Source organism: Shimwellia pseudoproteus, from assembly GCF_016415625.1.
Taxonomy (GTDB): Bacteria; Pseudomonadota; Gammaproteobacteria; order Enterobacterales; family Enterobacteriaceae; genus Shimwellia; species Shimwellia pseudoproteus.
Window position 1 is genome coordinate 22,797 of the sequence record NZ_WBXP01000017.1, and the last position, 15,735, is coordinate 38,531.

Consider the following 15,735-nt stretch of genomic DNA (forward strand, 5'->3'; position numbering starts at 1 on the left):
ATGAAAGCATTAGCAAAGCTGAAAGCAACCGAAGGGATCTGGATGACCGACGTTCCGCCACCGGAAATGGGCCATAACGATCTGCTGATCAAAATCCGAAAAACAGCGATTTGCGGTACCGATGTCCATATTTACAACTGGGATCAGTGGGCCCAGAAGACCATTCCGGTGCCGATGGTTGTTGGCCATGAGTATGTCGGGGAAGTGGTCGGCATTGGTCAGGAGGTGCGGGGGTTTGCTATTGGTGATCGGGTGTCCGGGGAGGGGCATATCACCTGTGGGCACTGCCGTAACTGCCGGGGCGGGCGCACCCACCTGTGCCGCAATACCATTGGCGTGGGGGTTAACCGTCCGGGCTGTTTTGCCGAGTATCTGGTGATCCCGGCGTTTAATGCCTTCAAAATCCCGGACAATATTTCAGATGATCTTGCCGCTATCTTTGACCCATTTGGTAACGCGGTCCATACGGCGCTCTCGTTTGATCTGGTCGGGGAAGATGTGCTGGTATCCGGCGCAGGCCCGATTGGCATTATGGCCGCGGCGGTGGCTAAACATGTGGGCGCCCGCAATGTGGTGATCACCGACGTCAATGACTACCGGCTGGCGCTGGCCAGAGATATGGGCGTGACCCGGGCGGTCAATGTCAGCGAGGAGAGCCTTGACGCGGTGATGGGCGAGCTGGGAATGACTGAAGGGTTTGATGTGGGCCTGGAAATGTCCGGGGCGCCTCCGGCCTTCCGCGCCATGCTGGATACCATGAACCACGGTGGGCGGATTGCCATGTTGGGCATCCCCCCGGGGGACATGGCGATCGACTGGAATAAAGTTATTTTTAAGGGGCTGTTTATCAAAGGGATTTATGGCCGGGAAATGTTCGAAACCTGGTACAAGATGGCCGCCCTGATTCAGTCCGGCCTGGACCTGTCGCCTATCATTACCCACCGTTTCGCCATTGATGACTTCCAGAAAGGCTTTGACGCTATGCGTTCTGGCCAGTCCGGGAAAGTGGTTCTGAGCTGGGATTAATCGTGCTGCAGGGGCATAACGTTGCCCCTGCTTGATCGGTAACCGGCTATTTCTTCTGCCAGCCCTGCCACTGGTTCACCATATATTTCACCAGATTGCTCTGCTGAATACTGTCGCCGATAGCGGTGAAGAAGGCGGTGGCGTAAACCGGCTGCGGCGGCTGTTTGGCCCGGCACCCTTTCAGCACCGTGCGCAGTGAAGGCGCTGCCGGAGTGCGCTGGCTAGCCTGCTGAGGTACGGCAGGGGCGGTCGAATTATCGACCTGGGGCTCATTCAGCAAGCTGCTGGGGCGCACCAGGGTAATATCCGGGGGCAGGTTATAGACCATTTGCTGGAGCACTCTCACCGTGGTGGGGTGCGGGTGGCCAATCGCAATGGCTGAACCGGTGCGGCGGGCGAGGTTGATAGCCCGGTTAAATTGATAACGGATATCGGCTTCGTTCTGGGTGTCATCGAGGAAGACTTTGCGCTTGATGACTTTAACCCGGGTACCGGCCGCGGCGCGCATCGCCTGGCTGTTGCCGATGGTCATGCTGTCCAGGAAGTAGAGATTATAGTTGTCGAGGGTTTGCATCACCTTCTGCATGCCAAACAGGCTGGAGGTCATGGCGCTTCCCATATGGTTATTCAGCCCGACGGCATAAGGGACCTTGTGCACCGCCTCGCTGATGATGCGCGCGATTTCCGCGCTGCTCATCTCCGGGCGCAGGGTGTCTTTTTCCAGCGGTTGTTTGCTGAGGGGGGCCATAGGCAGATGGATCAGCACCTCGTGGCCTGCCGCATGCGCTTTCGTGGCCATTTCTCTGGCGTGGGGCGCATTCGGGAGCACCGCCACCGAGATATTAGCCGGCATGGCAATAACCTGGTTTTCTGTTTGCGGGCGATAACCGAAGTCATCAATAACGATCGAAAGTTTGCCGGCATACGCTGTGGAGGTGAGAACAGCCATGATGCCGACCAGACCTGAAAGAATATGACGAAATTGTAGCAAAACTTATCTTCCCAACCACGGCTGTGGATTGACCGCCTGACCCTGGCGACGAATTTCAAAATAGAGTGATGGTCTGCCCTGGCCGCCGCTGTTACCGACCAGTGCAATGGCCTGGCCAGCCCGAACCTGGGTACCGACACTCACAAGGGCACTTTGATTATAGCCGTACAGGCTCATATCGCCTTTACCGTGTTCGACCACCACAACCAGCCCGTAGCCCTGTAGCCAGTCGGCGAGGATCACCCGGCCATCGGCAATCGCGCGGACCTCGGTCCCTTCGGAAGCGGCAATCACGATCCCTTTCCAGCGCAGCTCACCCTGGAGCTGTTCGCCGTAGCGGTGCAGCAACGATCCCCGTACCGGCCAGAATGCCTGGCCGCGCGGCGAGCCGAGGCCGCCAGTGCGGGCCATCAGGGAGCGTTCGCTCTCGGTGGGTTTATAAGTGGTGCCTTTACGTGAGGCGTCCTGCTGGCGTGAACGAACCTGATCGGCCTCCCGGGCTTCGCTTTCCGCTTTGGCGCGGGCGGCGGCTTCAGCGCGGGCGATACTGCTGCGTAAGCGATTTTCGTTCTGGCGCAGTTCGGTTATCTGTTGCTGGCCTTTCTGAATCGAGGTGTTCAGGCTATTGATGGTTTTCTGACGTTCGTTACGGGCCGCCTGCAAGCGGCGCTGTTCGGCCTGTTGCTCATAGAGCAATGTCTGCTGCTGGGATTGTTTATCTTCCAGCACGGCTTTTTGGGCGGCAACGTCTTCGCTGGTCTTTTTCAGTGCTTCAATGGCCTGCTGGCGGGCCTGATTGAAGTAGTGAAAATACATTTGCAGCCGCTCGGTGCGTTCCGTTTCTTTGCCGTTCAGGACAAATTCAATACCCGAACTTTGCCCCTGGCGAAAGGCGGCATCCAGCATGGCCGCCAGATTTTGCTCCTGGGCGGCTTTTTGCTGCTCCAGCTTCGCAATTGAGGCGTTCATGGTGGCTATCTGTTTGTTCAGATCGTTCAGGGTATTCTGGGTATCACGTAATTTGCGGGTGGCATCGGCAATCGCCTGCTCCTGGGCCTTTAACTGCGCTTGGAGTGAGCTGCGTTGCTGTTGCTGCTGGCGGACAACGCGCTCTTTGGCGGCGATATCCTGCTGAATTGACTTAAGTTGCGCCCGGTCGTCTGCATGGGTGAAAAAAGGGCATAACAATACGCCAGCGCTGAGCACGCTGGCGTAAAGCAGGGGCTTAATCGTGGCTGAAGCCGCGTTGCCCCCAGAGAATAAAATAAGTGCCTTTCCCCTCATGGGGCAGGATTATTTCACGATGAACAGCGGCTTACCAGTCATCTCTTGCGGGATTTCCATTCCCATCAGGCTGAGCATGGTCGGTGCCAGGTCAGAAAGCTTACCGCCTTCCACTGCCTGGAGTGGTTTATCGCCAACATAGATAAGCGGAACCGGCAGGCTGGTGTGTGCGGTATGCGCCTGGCCCGTGGCCGGGTCACGCATCTGTTCAGCATTACCGTGGTCTGCGGTGATCAGCAACTGCCCGCCGACGGCGGTAACGGCGTTGGTCACTTGCTCAACACAGTGGTCCAGTGCTTCTACGGCCGCAACGGCAGCATTGTAATCGCCAGTATGGCCAACCATATCGCCATTCGGGTAGTTACAGATGATGGCATCGTATTTGCCGCTTTCGATGGCGCCAACCAGTTTGCTGGTCAGTTCTGCGGAGCTCATTTCTGGCTGCATGTCGTAGGTGGCCACTTTCGGGGAGTTGATCAGGATGCGATCTTCACCCGGGAACGGCGCTTCCACACCGCCATTAAAGAAGAAGGTGACGTGGGCGTATTTTTCGGTTTCGGAGATGCGCAGCTGGGTTTTGTCGTGTTTCGCCATCCATTCGCCGAAGGTATTGGCCAGTGAGGCCGGCGGATAGGCACAGACGGTTTTGATGTCGGCGGCGTATTCGGTCAGCATTACGAAGTTGCCCAGTTTCACCACTTTCTTACGGGAGAAACCGTCGAAATCAGCATTGACGAAGGCGCGGGTAATTTCACGGGCACGGTCGGCGCGGAAGTTCATGAAAATCAGCGTATCGCCATCTTCCATGGCGGCATCGGCCTGGCCTGCGGCGCGGATAACGGTCGCTTTTACAAACTCGTCGTTTTCGTCACGGGCATAAGCCGCCTGTAACCCGGCAACCGCGCTGTCGGCCTGGAATTCACCTTTCGCCATGGTCATCAGATCATAAGCCTGTTCAACGCGATCCCAGCGGTTATCGCGGTCCATCGCAAAGTAACGGCCAACAATAGACGCCACGCGGCCTTTGCCTAATTGCGCAAATTTTTCTTCAAATTTCTTCAGTGAGGCTTCAGCGCTACGCGGCGGGGTGTCGCGGCCATCGAGGAAGGCGTGCAGGTAGATTTTCTCTGCACCGCGTTCTGCGGCCAGCTCAACCATTGCCATGATGTGGTCTTCGTGGCTGTGAACACCGCCCGCAGAGAGCAGGCCCATAATGTGCACGGCTTTACCCGCGGCAGTGGCCTGGTCAACGGCGCCGCACAGTACCGGGTTGGCGAAGAAGGCGCGTTCTTTGATTTCCACATCCAGGCGGGTCAGATCCTGATACACGATGCGGCCGGCACCCAGGTTGACGTGGCCCACTTCAGAGTTACCCATCTGGCCATCAGGCAGACCCACTTCCAGGCCGGAAGCGTTGATCAGGGAGTGGGGGCGGGTTGCCCACAGTTTATCCATTACCGGCGTTTTTGCGTTAAGGATGGCGTTATCTTGTTGATCTTCGCGATAACCATAACCATCAAGAATAACCAGAACCATTGGTTTTTTAGACACTGACATTGCAACAACCTCTGTAGGCCAAAGACAAAAAAATTTGCGTAATTTTACTACAGTAAGGGGCGGTGAATAGCCTCAGAAGATCAAAAAAAGCGTGTACGGTGAGGCGAGTTTTACGCGTAGCGGCGAATTTTTCAGGTTGCAGGCCTCAGAAAATAGATATCAGCCTGACGACTGGCTGTAATTGGAGCAACACGCAGGTATACTCCCTTCCTGGTTTTTTGTTCAACCTCTCGGGAGTTGTTACCCCCCATGCAAGAAATTATGCAATTTGTTAGCCGTCACCCTGTTCTGAGTATAGCGTGGGTCGGTTTGCTGGTGGCAGTGATTGTCACTACCTTTAAAGGCCTTGCTTCTAAGGTCAAAGTCATTACCCGTAGCCAGGTAACGTATCTGATCAACAAAGAAGATGCGGTAGTGGTTGATATCCGCCAGCGTGATGACTTCCGTAAAGGCCATATCACCAATGCGCTGAATGTGCTGTCCGGTGACATTAAAAGCGGCAATTTAGGCGAGCTGGAAAAGCATAAAGCGAAACCGGTTATCCTGGTTGACGGTACCGGTATGAACGCGCAGGAATCCGCCTCGCTGTTGGCGAAAGCCGGTTTTGAGCGCGTTATGGTCCTGAAAGAAGGTATTGCTGGCTGGAGCGGTGAAAACCTCCCTCTGGTGCGCGGCAAATAATATCTACTGAGGTGTAGTCATGGCAAAAATCGAAATTTATACCAAAGCAACCTGCCCTTACTGCCATCGTGCGAAAGCGCTGCTGGCCAGCAAAGGGGTTACTTTTGACGAGTTACCGATTGATGGCAATGCTGATCTGCGTGAGGTGATGATCCAGCGCAGCGGCAGGACGACGGTGCCGCAGATTTTTATTGATGAACAGCACATTGGTGGCTGTGATGACTTGTACGCGCTGGATGCTCGTGGTGGACTCGATTCCCTGCTGCGCTGAGGCAACAGTATATTTTACTAAGGACTATACTTTTTAAGGGTTGATTCATGTCAGAACAAAACAATGCCGAAATGGCTTTCCAGATCCAACGTGTTTACACCAAGGATATCTCTTTTGAGGCACCGTCTGCGCCGCAGGTCTTCCAGAAAGACTGGCAGCCTGAAGTCAAACTGGATCTGGATACTGCATCCACCCAGCTGGCAGACGATGTTTATGAAGTTGTACTGCGTGTGACGGTTACCGCTTCTCTGGGCGAAGAAACCGCATTCCTGTGTGAAGTTCAGCAGGCGGGTATCTTCTCCGTTGCCGGTATTGATGGCACGCAGCTGGCACATTGCCTGGGTGCGTACTGCCCGAACATTCTGTTCCCGTATGCGCGTGAATGTATTACCAGCCTGGTATCCCGCGGCACGTTCCCGCAGCTGAACCTTGCACCGGTTAACTTCGATGCACTGTTCATGAATTATCTGCAGCAACAAGCCGGTGAAGGTGCGCCAGAACATCAGGATGCCTGATGAACAGCATTAATGCTTCTATGACTGTTATCGGTGCCGGCTCGTACGGCACCGCTCTTGCTATCACAGTGGCAAGAAATGGTCACAACGTCGTGCTGTGGGGGCATGATCCTGCCCACATTGCCACGCTGCAGGCAGAGCGCTGTAATAGCGCTTTCCTGCCGGATGTTCCTTTCCCTGACTCGTTGTACCTGGAAGCGGATCTGGCGACGGCGCTGGCCGCCAGCCGGGATATTCTGGTAGTGGTGCCGAGCCATGTCTTTGGTGAAGTGCTGCGCGAAATCAAACCGCTGATGCGCGCTGATGCCCGGATTGTCTGGGCGACGAAAGGGCTGGAGGCCGATACCGGCCGCCTGCTACAGGATGTCGCCAGAGAGGCGCTGGGGGATGCGATCCCGCTGGCGGTGATTTCCGGGCCGACATTTGCCAAAGAGCTGGCCTCCGGGCTGCCCACGGCCATTGCAGTGGCATCGACCGATAGCGACTTCACCCGCGATTTACAGCAACTGCTGCACTGTGGAAAAAGCTTCCGGGTATACAGCAATCCTGACTTTATTGGCGTGCAGCTGGGCGGGGCAATTAAAAACGTCATCGCCATTGGTGCCGGGATCTCAGATGGTATTGGCTTTGGGGCGAATGCCCGCACGGCGCTTATCACCCGCGGTCTGGCCGAGATGACCCGTCTGGGCACCGCACTGGGCGCGGACCCCGAAACCTTTATGGGCATGGCCGGGTTAGGGGATTTGGTGCTGACCTGTACCGATAATCAATCCCGTAACCGTCGCTTTGGCATGATGCTTGGCCAGGGGCTGGATGTGACCACGGCACAGCAAAAAATCGGCCAGGTGGTTGAAGGCTATCGCAACACCAAAGAGGTGCGCGAACTGGCGGCGCGTAATGGCGTAGAAATGCCAATAACCGAGGAAATTTATCAGGTATTATATTGCGGAAAAAATGCGCGCGAGGCAGCATTAACGCTATTAGGCCGGACCCGTAAGGACGAAAGAGGTCATCAGTAGGGACACGCCGGTCATTACCTGTATAGCGCCGGGGGCTGTGAAGCTCACCGGCCACTTTTCCCTGGAGAGAGCAATGCCGTGTGAAGAACTGGATATCGTGTGGAATAACATTAAAGCCGAAGCCCGATCCCTTGCGGACTGTGAGCCAATGCTGGCCAGTTTTTACCATGCGACGTTGCTGAAACATGAAAATTTAGGCAGTGCCCTCAGCTATATGCTGGCGAACAAGCTGGCCTCACCGATTATGCCCGCCATTGCCATTCGTGAAGTGGTGGAAGAGGCGTATGCGGCCGATCCAGAAATGATAGCCTCCGCCGCCTGCGATATTCAGGCTGTCCGTACCCGGGATCCCGCCGTTGATAAATACTCCACGCCGCTGCTCTACCTGAAAGGCTTTCACGCCCTGCAGGCGTATCGCATTGGCCACTGGCTGTGGTCACAGGGGCGCCGGGCGCTGGCGGTGTTTTTACAAAATCAGGTTTCTGTCTCTTTCCAGGTGGATATTCACCCGGCGGCAAACATTGGCCGCGGGATCATGCTGGATCACGCTACCGGGATTGTGATCGGTGAAACGGCGGTGGTCGAGAATGACGTGTCGATTTTGCAATCGGTCACCCTGGGGGGGACCGGGAAAACCAGCGGCGATCGTCATCCGAAGATCCGTGAAGGGGTGATGATTGGCGCGGGGGCGAAAATTCTCGGCAATATCGAAGTTGGCCGCGGGGCAAAGATCGGGGCAGGTTCTGTGGTATTACAGCCGATTCCACCGCACACCACCGCGGCGGGCGTACCGGCGCGGATTGTCGGCAAGCCGGAAAGCGATAAACCGGCCATCGATATGGATCAGCACTTTAACGGTATCAACCACGGCTTTGAATACGGGGATGGTATCTGAACCTCACTGGCCTGCCTGGCGGCAGGCCCTGTTAGTTCACTATCACTGTGCCATTAACTGCGTAGCACTGCCCCGGGATACCCCAGCTGGCGCCAGGCTTCAAACACCACCACGGCGACAGAATTCGACAAGTTCATACTGCGGCTGTCCGGCATCATCGGGATGCGAATCTTCTGCTCTTTAGGCAGTTCATCCAGGATGCTGGCAGGCAGGCCACGGGTTTCCGGGCCAAACATCAGATAATCCCCGTCCTGATAACTTACCGCGCTGTGGGCCGGGGTTCCTTTGGTTGTCAGGGCAAATAGCCGCTGTGGCTGCTGGGCCTCAAGGAACGCCGCATAATCGTGATGGCGTATCACCGCCGCAAACTCATGGTAATCGAGCCCTGCACGGCGCAGGCGTTTATCATCCCAGGTAAACCCCATGGGTTCGATGATATGCAGGCGGAAGCCGGTATTCGCGCACAGGCGAATGATATTGCCGGTATTAGGTGGAATCTCTGGTTCGTATAAGACGATATTAAGCATGAAAGCCCCCTTCTCAGGGGGCGCAGAATAGCAGACTTTGGGGCGGAAGGGATCTTACTGCCGGGATGAGCTTCCCGGGAGAATGGCTACTTGGTTCGGTGATAGAGCGGTAGCCACAAAATCAAACGCAGGCCACCCAGCGGGCTATCATCGGCTTTGACCCAGCCCTGATGCTGCTTAACGACATTATCCACGATAGCCAGACCTAAACCGGTACCGCCGGATTCACGATCCCGGGCTTCATCGGTGCGGAAGAACGGCCGGAAGATTTGCTCGCGGTCTGTCGGGCTGACGCCTGGGCCGTCATCATCAACGGTGATGGTGATGCCCTGATTATCCACGGCGAAGTTTACGGCGATTTCGGTATGCGAATAGCGCAGCGCATTGCGGACAATATTTTCCAGCGCACTTTCGAGCGAGTTCGGGTTACCGTAGAGCAGCCACGGCCCGGGCGGATACGTTATCTTGAGTGACTTACCTTTCTGCTCAGCTTCAAAGGCGGCATTATCCAGCATCTCTCCCCACAGCTGGTTTGCTTTCAGGGTTTCGCTGACCAGGGCCGTTTTTTGCTGCTCCCGGGACATGACCAACAGATCATTGATCATACCGTCCAGCCGCTGGGCCTCCGTTTCAATACGCTCCAGCTCTTTGCTTTCACCGCTTCTGCGGCGCAAGAGCGCAGTACCCAACTGTAAACGGGTGAGTGGCGTACGCAGCTCGTGAGAAATATCGGACAGCAAGCGCTGCTGGCTGGTCATCATGCGTTCCAGCGCGGTCACCATTTGGTTGAAGCTGGCGCCTGCCGCCAGGAATTCCTGGGGGCCTGCTTCCAGCTCCGGGTGCTGGCGTAAATTCCCCTGGGCAACTTCATCGGCGGCGTTTTTCAGCTTACGGGCCGGTTTCGCCAGGCTCCACGCCAGCCATAACAGCAGCGGTGAGCTGACCAGCATGGTCACAATCAATAGCAATAGCGGCCTGTCAAACAACAAATTGATGAAATCTGACTGTGAACTGCTGGCGGGGCGAATCATATAAAGCTGGTAGTTATCTTCGCCGTCCTGCACCGAAAATGGGCCAACCATCTCTGAACGGCCATATTTCTTTTTTTGTGGGTGATCGGCATTATCGGACTGGCCAATAAAGTTACGAATGATCTGCATCTCATCGCGCTGTGCGCCAATCACGCGCCCTTCGCTGGTCACCAGCAACAGGCGCTGGCCAGGCGGTGCCCATTTCTCAATGGCGCGATACAAACGTCGCCACCACATCAGATCATTGGGTGGATCAGTCGTTAGTTCTGCTTCGACATGCTGCTCGATCATCACGCCCTGACGTTGTTCGCTTTCCATCAGCTCCGTCATTTGGCGTGAGTCGAGTTTTGGTAACATCAACACCAGCATTAACACCAGCGCCAGCGTAAGCCAGAAAATGGCGAAAATGCGCGCGGTAAGACTACTTATCATGAAGCGGATACCATCAGGTAGCCCCGTCCACGCAGCGTTTTAAACCAGGGGTGACCGTCCTTACGCTCCGGTAATTTACGGCGCAAGTTGGAGATATGCATATCAATCGCCCGGTCAAACGGTGTCAGGCGTTTACCCAGCACTTCCTGGCTAAGGTGTTCCCGGGATACCACCTGGCCGAGGTGCTGGGCCAGCAAATAGAGCAGGGTGAACTCAGTCCCGGTCAGCTCCAGGGTCTGGCCGTCGAAGCTGGCTTCCTGGCGGCCTGGGTTCAGGCTCAGGGCATCAACGTCAAGGTTCGGTGAGCCGGTGTCGCTGTTCTGCTGCTGCTCGCTCCAGTGCGAACGACGCAGAATAGCGCGAATGCGGGCGACCAGTTCGCGGTCGTTAAACGGTTTTGGCAGGTAGTCATCAGCACCGAGCTCCAGCCCGAGGACGCGATCCAGCTCACTACCGCGCGCGGTAAGCATAATGACGGGGGTCTGATGTGTCTGGCGTAACTCTTTCAAAGTGTCGATACCGTTTTTCTTCGGCATCATCACATCAAGTAATAACAGATCGATGCTGTCATCCAACATGCTAAGCGCTTGTTCACCATCGTGAGCAACCAGCACGTTGAAACCTTCCATGTCGAGCAGTTCCTTTAACAGGGACGTTAGCTCGCGATCGTCATCGACTAACAGTATTTTATTCATTTTTATTACCTCCGAGGCAGAAATTACGTCATCCAGGTTGGCTAATCCATGACTTTACGTTGTTTTACACCCCCTGACGCTAGTTTGCAGCGCAATTCGTAGACTGGCTCCCGTTGAATCGCAGCACGCAAAATATTCAGGAGTTAAGTGATGCGCAATGTTATCGCTACCGTAACGGGGTTGACGCTGATGCTGAGTTCGTTTGTCAGCCAATCCGCTGAAATTTCGGTCGATAACCCGGGCAAAACAGAACGTGTGGTTCCACAACTGCATATGTTTGATGGTATCAGCTTAACCGAGCATCAGCGCCAGCAAATGCGAGATTTGATGCAACAGGCCCGCCACGACAAGGCGCCTGTTAATGTTAGCGAAATAGATGCCATGCATCGTCTGATTACTGCAGAAAAATTTGATGAAGCCGCCGTGCGTCGGCAGGCCGAGAAAATGGCCCAGCAAGAAATACAGCGCCAGGTCGATATGGCCAAAGTGCGCAACCAGATGTACCGCCTGTTAACGCCAGAGCAGCAGGCCGTTCTGAATCAGAAACATCAGCAGCGCATGGAGAAACTTCATGAGCTGGCGGAAACGCGAGAATCTTCGCCGTTGCAGCTGTCCAGTCACAGCGCCCGCAATCAGTAACCGAATATGCACGACAGTCAATTTTCCTTGCCATAGACACCATCCCTGTCTTCCCCCGCTTCTGGCGGGGTTTTTTTTGCCTCCAGAATGGCCATATCCTTCGCTATACTAGCCAGCATTCCTGTGCTGGAGCGATTATGAATCAACAATATGGACGACTGGTCAGCCGCGCGGCGCTGGCCGCAACGGTAATGGCACTGTTGCTACTGATTATCAAAGTGCTGGCATGGTGGGCGACGGGCTCCGTCAGTATTTTGGCGGCGCTGGTAGACTCTCTGGTGGATATGGCGGCATCGCTGACCAATTTGCTGGTGGTGCGCTATTCGCTCCAGCCTGCTGATAATGAACATACTTTTGGCCACGGTAAGGCAGAGTCCCTGGCGGCGCTGGCGCAAAGTATGTTTATTTCTGGCTCTACCGTCTTCCTGTTTCTGACCAGTATTCAGCATCTGGCCCGGCCGGAAGAAATGAACAGCCCAGGTATCGGCATCAGTGTTACGGTGGTCGCATTAGTCTGTACTGTGATCCTGGTAACATTTCAGCGTTGGGTTGTCAGAAAAACCGGTAGTCAGGCGGTACGGGCTGATATGCTCCACTACCAGTCAGATGTGCTAATGAATGGTGCGATTCTTGTCGCGCTGGGGTTGTCCTGGTATGGATGGCACCGCGCTGATTCTTTGTTTGCTTTGGGGATCGGCATCTATATTTTATATAGCGCATTACGCATGGGGTATGAAGCTGTGCAGTCTCTGCTCGACAGGGCGCTGCCAGATGATGAGCGGCAAGCGATTATGGATATCGTGAAGGGCTGCGCTGGTGTTCAGGGGGCTCATGATTTGAGAACCCGGCAGTCAGGGGCAACGCGCTTTATTCAGGTACATATCGAAATGGAAGACGAGCTTCCTCTTGTGAGCGCCCATGCGGTAGCAGAACGCGTTGAGCAGGCCATCCTGCAGCGTTTTCCTGACGCAGATGTCATTATTCACCAGGATCCGCGCTCAGTGGTTGCCACTGAGCCCCCGCAAGGACAGTTGTAAATTTCGTGGTTAGCGTAATAAGTGACCTTTTTCGGTTTAATTTGTCGTCACGATGTCTGACCTGAATCAATTCAGCTAAGAATTGCTGTTATATTATGGACCTGGTTGATGAACACGGTTACGCCAGGTAGTGGTTCCCGGCAATAGGATTTCTCTTGCATTCTAAGTTCAGAGGTTGTCATGATTAAGAAAATCGGTGTATTGACGAGCGGCGGTGATGCGCCTGGCATGAACGCAGCTATTCGCGGCGTGGTTCGTGCAGCGTTAACTGAAGGTCTTGAAGTTTACGGTATCTATGACGGCTATCTCGGCTTATACGAAGATCGCATGGTTAGCCTGGACCGTTACAGTGTTTCCGACATGATTAACCGCGGCGGCACTTTCCTGGGCTCGGCGCGTTTCCCTGAATTCCGTGAAGAAAGCGTACGCGCTGTCGCCATTGATAACATGAAAAAGCGCGGCCTCGATGCGCTGGTGGTTATCGGCGGTGATGGTTCCTATATGGGGGCCAAACGCCTGACTGAGATGGGCTTCCCGTGTATCGGCCTGCCGGGCACCATTGATAACGACATCAAAGGTACCGATTACACCATCGGCTTCTTTACCGCACTGAGCACGGTGGTTGAAGCGATTGACCGTCTGCGCGACACCTCTTCCTCCCACCAGCGTATTTCCATCGTTGAAGTGATGGGCCGTTACTGTGGCGATCTGACCCTGGCGGCGGCGATTGCCGGTGGCTGTGAATATATCGTGGTGCCGGAAATCGACTTCAACCGCGATGAGCTGGTCGAAGGCATTAAAACCGGTATTGCCAAAGGGAAGAAGCACGCGATTGTCGCCATCACAGAGCATATGTGCGATGTGCATGAGCTTTCTACCTATATTGAAAAAGAAACCGGCCGCGAAACCCGCGCCACGGTACTGGGCCATATCCAGCGCGGTGGCTCACCGGTTCCTTACGACCGTATTCTGGCGTCCCGCATGGGGGCCTATGCCATTGAGTTGCTGCAACAGGGTTACGGCGGCCGCTGTGTCGGTATCCAGAATGAGAAGCTGGTCCATCACGATATCATCGATGCTATCGAAAATATGAAGCGACCGTTTAAAGGCGACTGGCTGGATTGCGCCAAAAAACTCTACTGATGACCAAAGCCGGGTTCGCCCGGCTTTTTTGTGTCCTGGTATATCCCTTTTAGTTATATCCAATTTTTTTTTATTCTTTAATAAAAGCCATAGATTCTGGCAGGCTTTGCTCATCATTTCAGCACACATAATAAGAGAGCAGGTCATGAATAAATGGGGAATTGGCTTAACCGTGTTATTGGCCTCTGCGGGCGTTGTGGCCAAGGATATTCAGCTGTTAAACGTGTCTTACGATCCAACCCGTGAACTGTACGATCAGTACAACAAAGCATTCAGTGCCCACTGGAAGCAGGAAACCGGCGATACCGTGACGGTCCGCCAGTCACACGGCGGCTCCGGCAAGCAGGCCACGTCGGTGATCAATGGTATTGATGCCGATGTGGTAACCCTGGCCCTGGCCTACGATGTGGACGCCATTGCCGAACGTGGCCGTATTGATAAGAACTGGATCAAGCGCCTGCCGGATAACTCTGCACCTTATACCTCGACCATTGTCTTCCTGGTGCGTAAGGGCAACCCCAAACAAATTCATGACTGGAACGATTTAGTGAAGCCTGGCGTGTCTGTTATTACCCCGAACCCGAAAAGTTCTGGCGGGGCGCGCTGGAACTACCTGGCCGCATGGGGCTATGCCCTGCACCATAACAATGGCGATCAGGCAAAAGCACAGGACTTTGTGAAAGCGCTGTATAAGAACGTCGAAGTGCTGGATTCTGGTGCCCGCGGTTCAACCAACACCTTTGTGGAGCGCGGTATTGGTGATGTGTTGATCGCCTGGGAGAACGAAGCACTGCTGGCGACCCATGAGCTGGGGAAAGACAAGTTTGAGGTTATTACCCCCAGCGAGTCTATCCTTGCGGAGCCGACGGTATCGGTGGTGGACAAAGTGGTAGAGAAAAAAGGCACCCAGGCCGTTGCCGAAGCCTACCTGAAATACCTTTATTCCCCGGAAGGCCAGGAGATTGCGGCGAAGAACTACTATCGCCCGCGTGATCCTCAGGTTGCGGCCAGGTACGCCAGTGCCTTCCCGAAACTGACGCTGTTTACCATTGATGATGTCTTCGGTGGCTGGACAAAAGCCCAGAAAGAACACTTCTCTAACGGCGGCACCTTCGACCAGATATCAAAACGCTAAATCAAAACGGCCCTGCGGGGCCGTTTCGTTTTGTGGCCTTTTTGGTTACTCTGAGACGCGATTGTTAATCAGAGGTAATCTATGCGGGCCGTCAAGTGGTGTATTGGGATCATTATCCTGCTGGTGATTATCGCTGGCTGCGGCTGGTTAATACTGCGCCCGCATCATCCGGATGCCCTGTGGCGTATTATCAGTGCGCAATGCATACCGGGCCAGCAGCAACATCAGGACCCGGCGCCGTGCAGCAGCGTTAATCTCGATGAAAACGATGTCACCCTTAAAGATATCAACGGCCCCCTGCAATATTTACTGATGCCCGCCACCCGGATCAGCGGCATTGAAAGCCCGGCATTGCTTTCCCCTGATGCCGCCAACTTTTTCTGGCTTGCCTGGCAATCCCGTTCCCTGATGAGTGAGCGTTATGGTCAGCCAATACCGGATAGCGCTATCTCCCTGACGGTGAACTCTGCCAGCGGCCGGACACAGAACCAGCTCCACATTCATATTTCCTGCCTGCGTAGCGATGTACGCCAGCAGATTGATCGCCGGTCAACGCGGATCGGCAGCCGCTGGGAGAGCATCGGCAAACTGCGGGGCCATGAATATCTGGCCCGCAAAGTGAGCCGTGAAGCGCTGGCACAGCGCAGCCCTTTTCTGATGCTGGCGGATGAAGTGCCCGGCGCCCGTGAGCATATGGGCCTCTATGGGCTGGCAATGGCCAGCCTGCCGGATAGCACCTTTGTGTTACTGGCCACTGAGCGCAATATGCTGGCCCTGAATATGGCCTCGGCGGAGGAGTTGCAGGATCACCAGTGTACTATTCTGCCGGTGCCCCCGGCAGGAAAATAAGGAAACGC

General features: G+C 54.9%; 17 protein-coding genes. 11 read left to right on the plus strand and 6 right to left on the minus strand.

Going from position 1 to position 15,735, the window contains the following annotated elements:
* On the plus strand, positions 1–1,026 hold the full coding sequence (gene tdh / locus F9C28_RS09650) for an L-threonine 3-dehydrogenase (protein ID WP_199015001.1): 1,026 nt from the start codon (positions 1–3) through the stop codon (positions 1,024–1,026).
* Positions 1,027–1,072: 46 nt separating this feature from the next.
* Here the strand turns inward: tdh and F9C28_RS09655 are convergent, their stop codons facing one another.
* Genes F9C28_RS09655 through gpmM form a run of 3 tightly spaced genes read right to left on the minus strand, consistent with a single transcriptional unit; the run spans position 1,073 to position 4,858 of the window.
* Positions 1,073–2,017 carry a divergent polysaccharide deacetylase family protein gene (locus F9C28_RS09655; RefSeq protein WP_199015002.1) on the minus strand — a complete coding sequence of 315 codons (945 nt, stop codon included), beginning with the start codon at positions 2,015–2,017 and terminating at the stop codon, positions 1,073–1,075.
* Positions 2,018–2,020: 3 nt separating this feature from the next.
* Entirely contained in the window at positions 2,021–3,301 is a 1,281-nt protein-coding gene (envC, locus tag F9C28_RS09660) for a murein hydrolase activator EnvC (RefSeq protein ID WP_199015003.1), read from the minus strand.
* 9 nt (positions 3,302–3,310) lie between these two features.
* Positions 3,311–4,858 (minus strand): 2,3-bisphosphoglycerate-independent phosphoglycerate mutase, encoded by a 1,548-nt coding sequence (gene gpmM, locus F9C28_RS09665; protein WP_199015004.1) that lies wholly within the window; start codon positions 4,856–4,858, stop codon positions 3,311–3,313.
* Positions 4,859–5,107: 249 nt separating this feature from the next.
* Here gpmM and F9C28_RS09670 point away from each other — a divergent pair, with 249 nt between their 5' ends.
* The 5 genes from F9C28_RS09670 (at position 5,108) to cysE (ending at position 8,239) form a co-directional block, all read left to right on the plus strand.
* A complete protein-coding gene (locus F9C28_RS09670; RefSeq protein WP_199015005.1) occupies positions 5,108–5,539 on the plus strand; it encodes a rhodanese-like domain-containing protein in 432 nt (143 codons plus the stop codon).
* 19 nt (positions 5,540–5,558) lie between these two features.
* Positions 5,559–5,810: a glutaredoxin 3 gene (gene grxC / locus F9C28_RS09675; protein WP_199015006.1), complete on the plus strand. Its 252-nt coding sequence runs from the start codon at positions 5,559–5,561 to the stop codon at positions 5,808–5,810.
* A 47-nt stretch (positions 5,811–5,857) separates the two neighbouring features.
* Positions 5,858–6,325 (plus strand): protein-export chaperone SecB, encoded by a 468-nt coding sequence (gene secB, locus F9C28_RS09680; protein WP_199015007.1) that lies wholly within the window; start codon positions 5,858–5,860, stop codon positions 6,323–6,325.
* Positions 6,325–7,344, plus strand: coding sequence for an NAD(P)H-dependent glycerol-3-phosphate dehydrogenase (gene gpsA / locus F9C28_RS09685; protein WP_199015008.1), 1,020 nt, complete (start codon positions 6,325–6,327; stop codon positions 7,342–7,344). Before secB ends, gpsA begins: the two co-directional genes overlap by 1 nt.
* 73 nt (positions 7,345–7,417) lie before the next feature.
* Positions 7,418–8,239 (plus strand): serine O-acetyltransferase, encoded by an 822-nt coding sequence (cysE, locus tag F9C28_RS09690; RefSeq protein ID WP_199015009.1) that lies wholly within the window; start codon positions 7,418–7,420, stop codon positions 8,237–8,239.
* A gap of 53 nt (positions 8,240–8,292) precedes the next feature.
* On the opposite strand, the gene trmL is transcribed toward cysE, so the two are convergent.
* The 3 genes from trmL to cpxR all read right to left on the minus strand — a co-directional run bounded on the left by trmL (position 8,293) and on the right by cpxR (position 10,924).
* A complete protein-coding gene (gene trmL / locus F9C28_RS09695; RefSeq protein ID WP_199015010.1) occupies positions 8,293–8,766 on the minus strand; it encodes a tRNA (uridine(34)/cytosine(34)/5-carboxymethylaminomethyluridine(34)-2'-O)-methyltransferase TrmL in 474 nt (157 codons plus the stop codon).
* 86 nt (positions 8,767–8,852) lie between these two features.
* Entirely contained in the window at positions 8,853–10,229 is a 1,377-nt protein-coding gene (cpxA, locus tag F9C28_RS09700; RefSeq protein WP_199015011.1) for an envelope stress sensor histidine kinase CpxA, read from the minus strand.
* Entirely contained in the window at positions 10,226–10,924 is a 699-nt protein-coding gene (gene cpxR, locus F9C28_RS09705; protein ID WP_199015012.1) for an envelope stress response regulator transcription factor CpxR, read from the minus strand. The genes cpxA and cpxR overlap by 4 nt, the downstream gene beginning before the upstream one ends.
* 150 nt (positions 10,925–11,074) lie before the next feature.
* Between cpxR and cpxP the strand changes: the two genes are divergently transcribed.
* The 5 genes from cpxP (at position 11,075) to F9C28_RS09730 (ending at position 15,727) form a co-directional block, all read left to right on the plus strand.
* A complete protein-coding gene (gene cpxP / locus F9C28_RS09710; protein WP_199015013.1) occupies positions 11,075–11,563 on the plus strand; it encodes a cell-envelope stress modulator CpxP in 489 nt (162 codons plus the stop codon).
* A 137-nt stretch (positions 11,564–11,700) separates the two neighbouring features.
* Positions 11,701–12,600: a CDF family cation-efflux transporter FieF gene (gene fieF / locus F9C28_RS09715; RefSeq protein WP_199015014.1), complete on the plus strand. Its 900-nt coding sequence runs from the start codon at positions 11,701–11,703 to the stop codon at positions 12,598–12,600.
* Between the two features lie 180 nt (positions 12,601–12,780).
* Positions 12,781–13,743: a 6-phosphofructokinase gene (gene pfkA, locus F9C28_RS09720; protein WP_199015015.1), complete on the plus strand. Its 963-nt coding sequence runs from the start codon at positions 12,781–12,783 to the stop codon at positions 13,741–13,743.
* Between the two features lie 145 nt (positions 13,744–13,888).
* Positions 13,889–14,878 (plus strand): sulfate ABC transporter substrate-binding protein, encoded by a 990-nt coding sequence (locus tag F9C28_RS09725; RefSeq protein WP_199015016.1) that lies wholly within the window; start codon positions 13,889–13,891, stop codon positions 14,876–14,878.
* An 81-nt stretch (positions 14,879–14,959) separates the two neighbouring features.
* Entirely contained in the window at positions 14,960–15,727 is a 768-nt protein-coding gene (locus tag F9C28_RS09730; RefSeq protein ID WP_199015017.1) for a CDP-diacylglycerol diphosphatase, read from the plus strand.
* Positions 15,728–15,735: the final 8 nt, after the last annotated feature.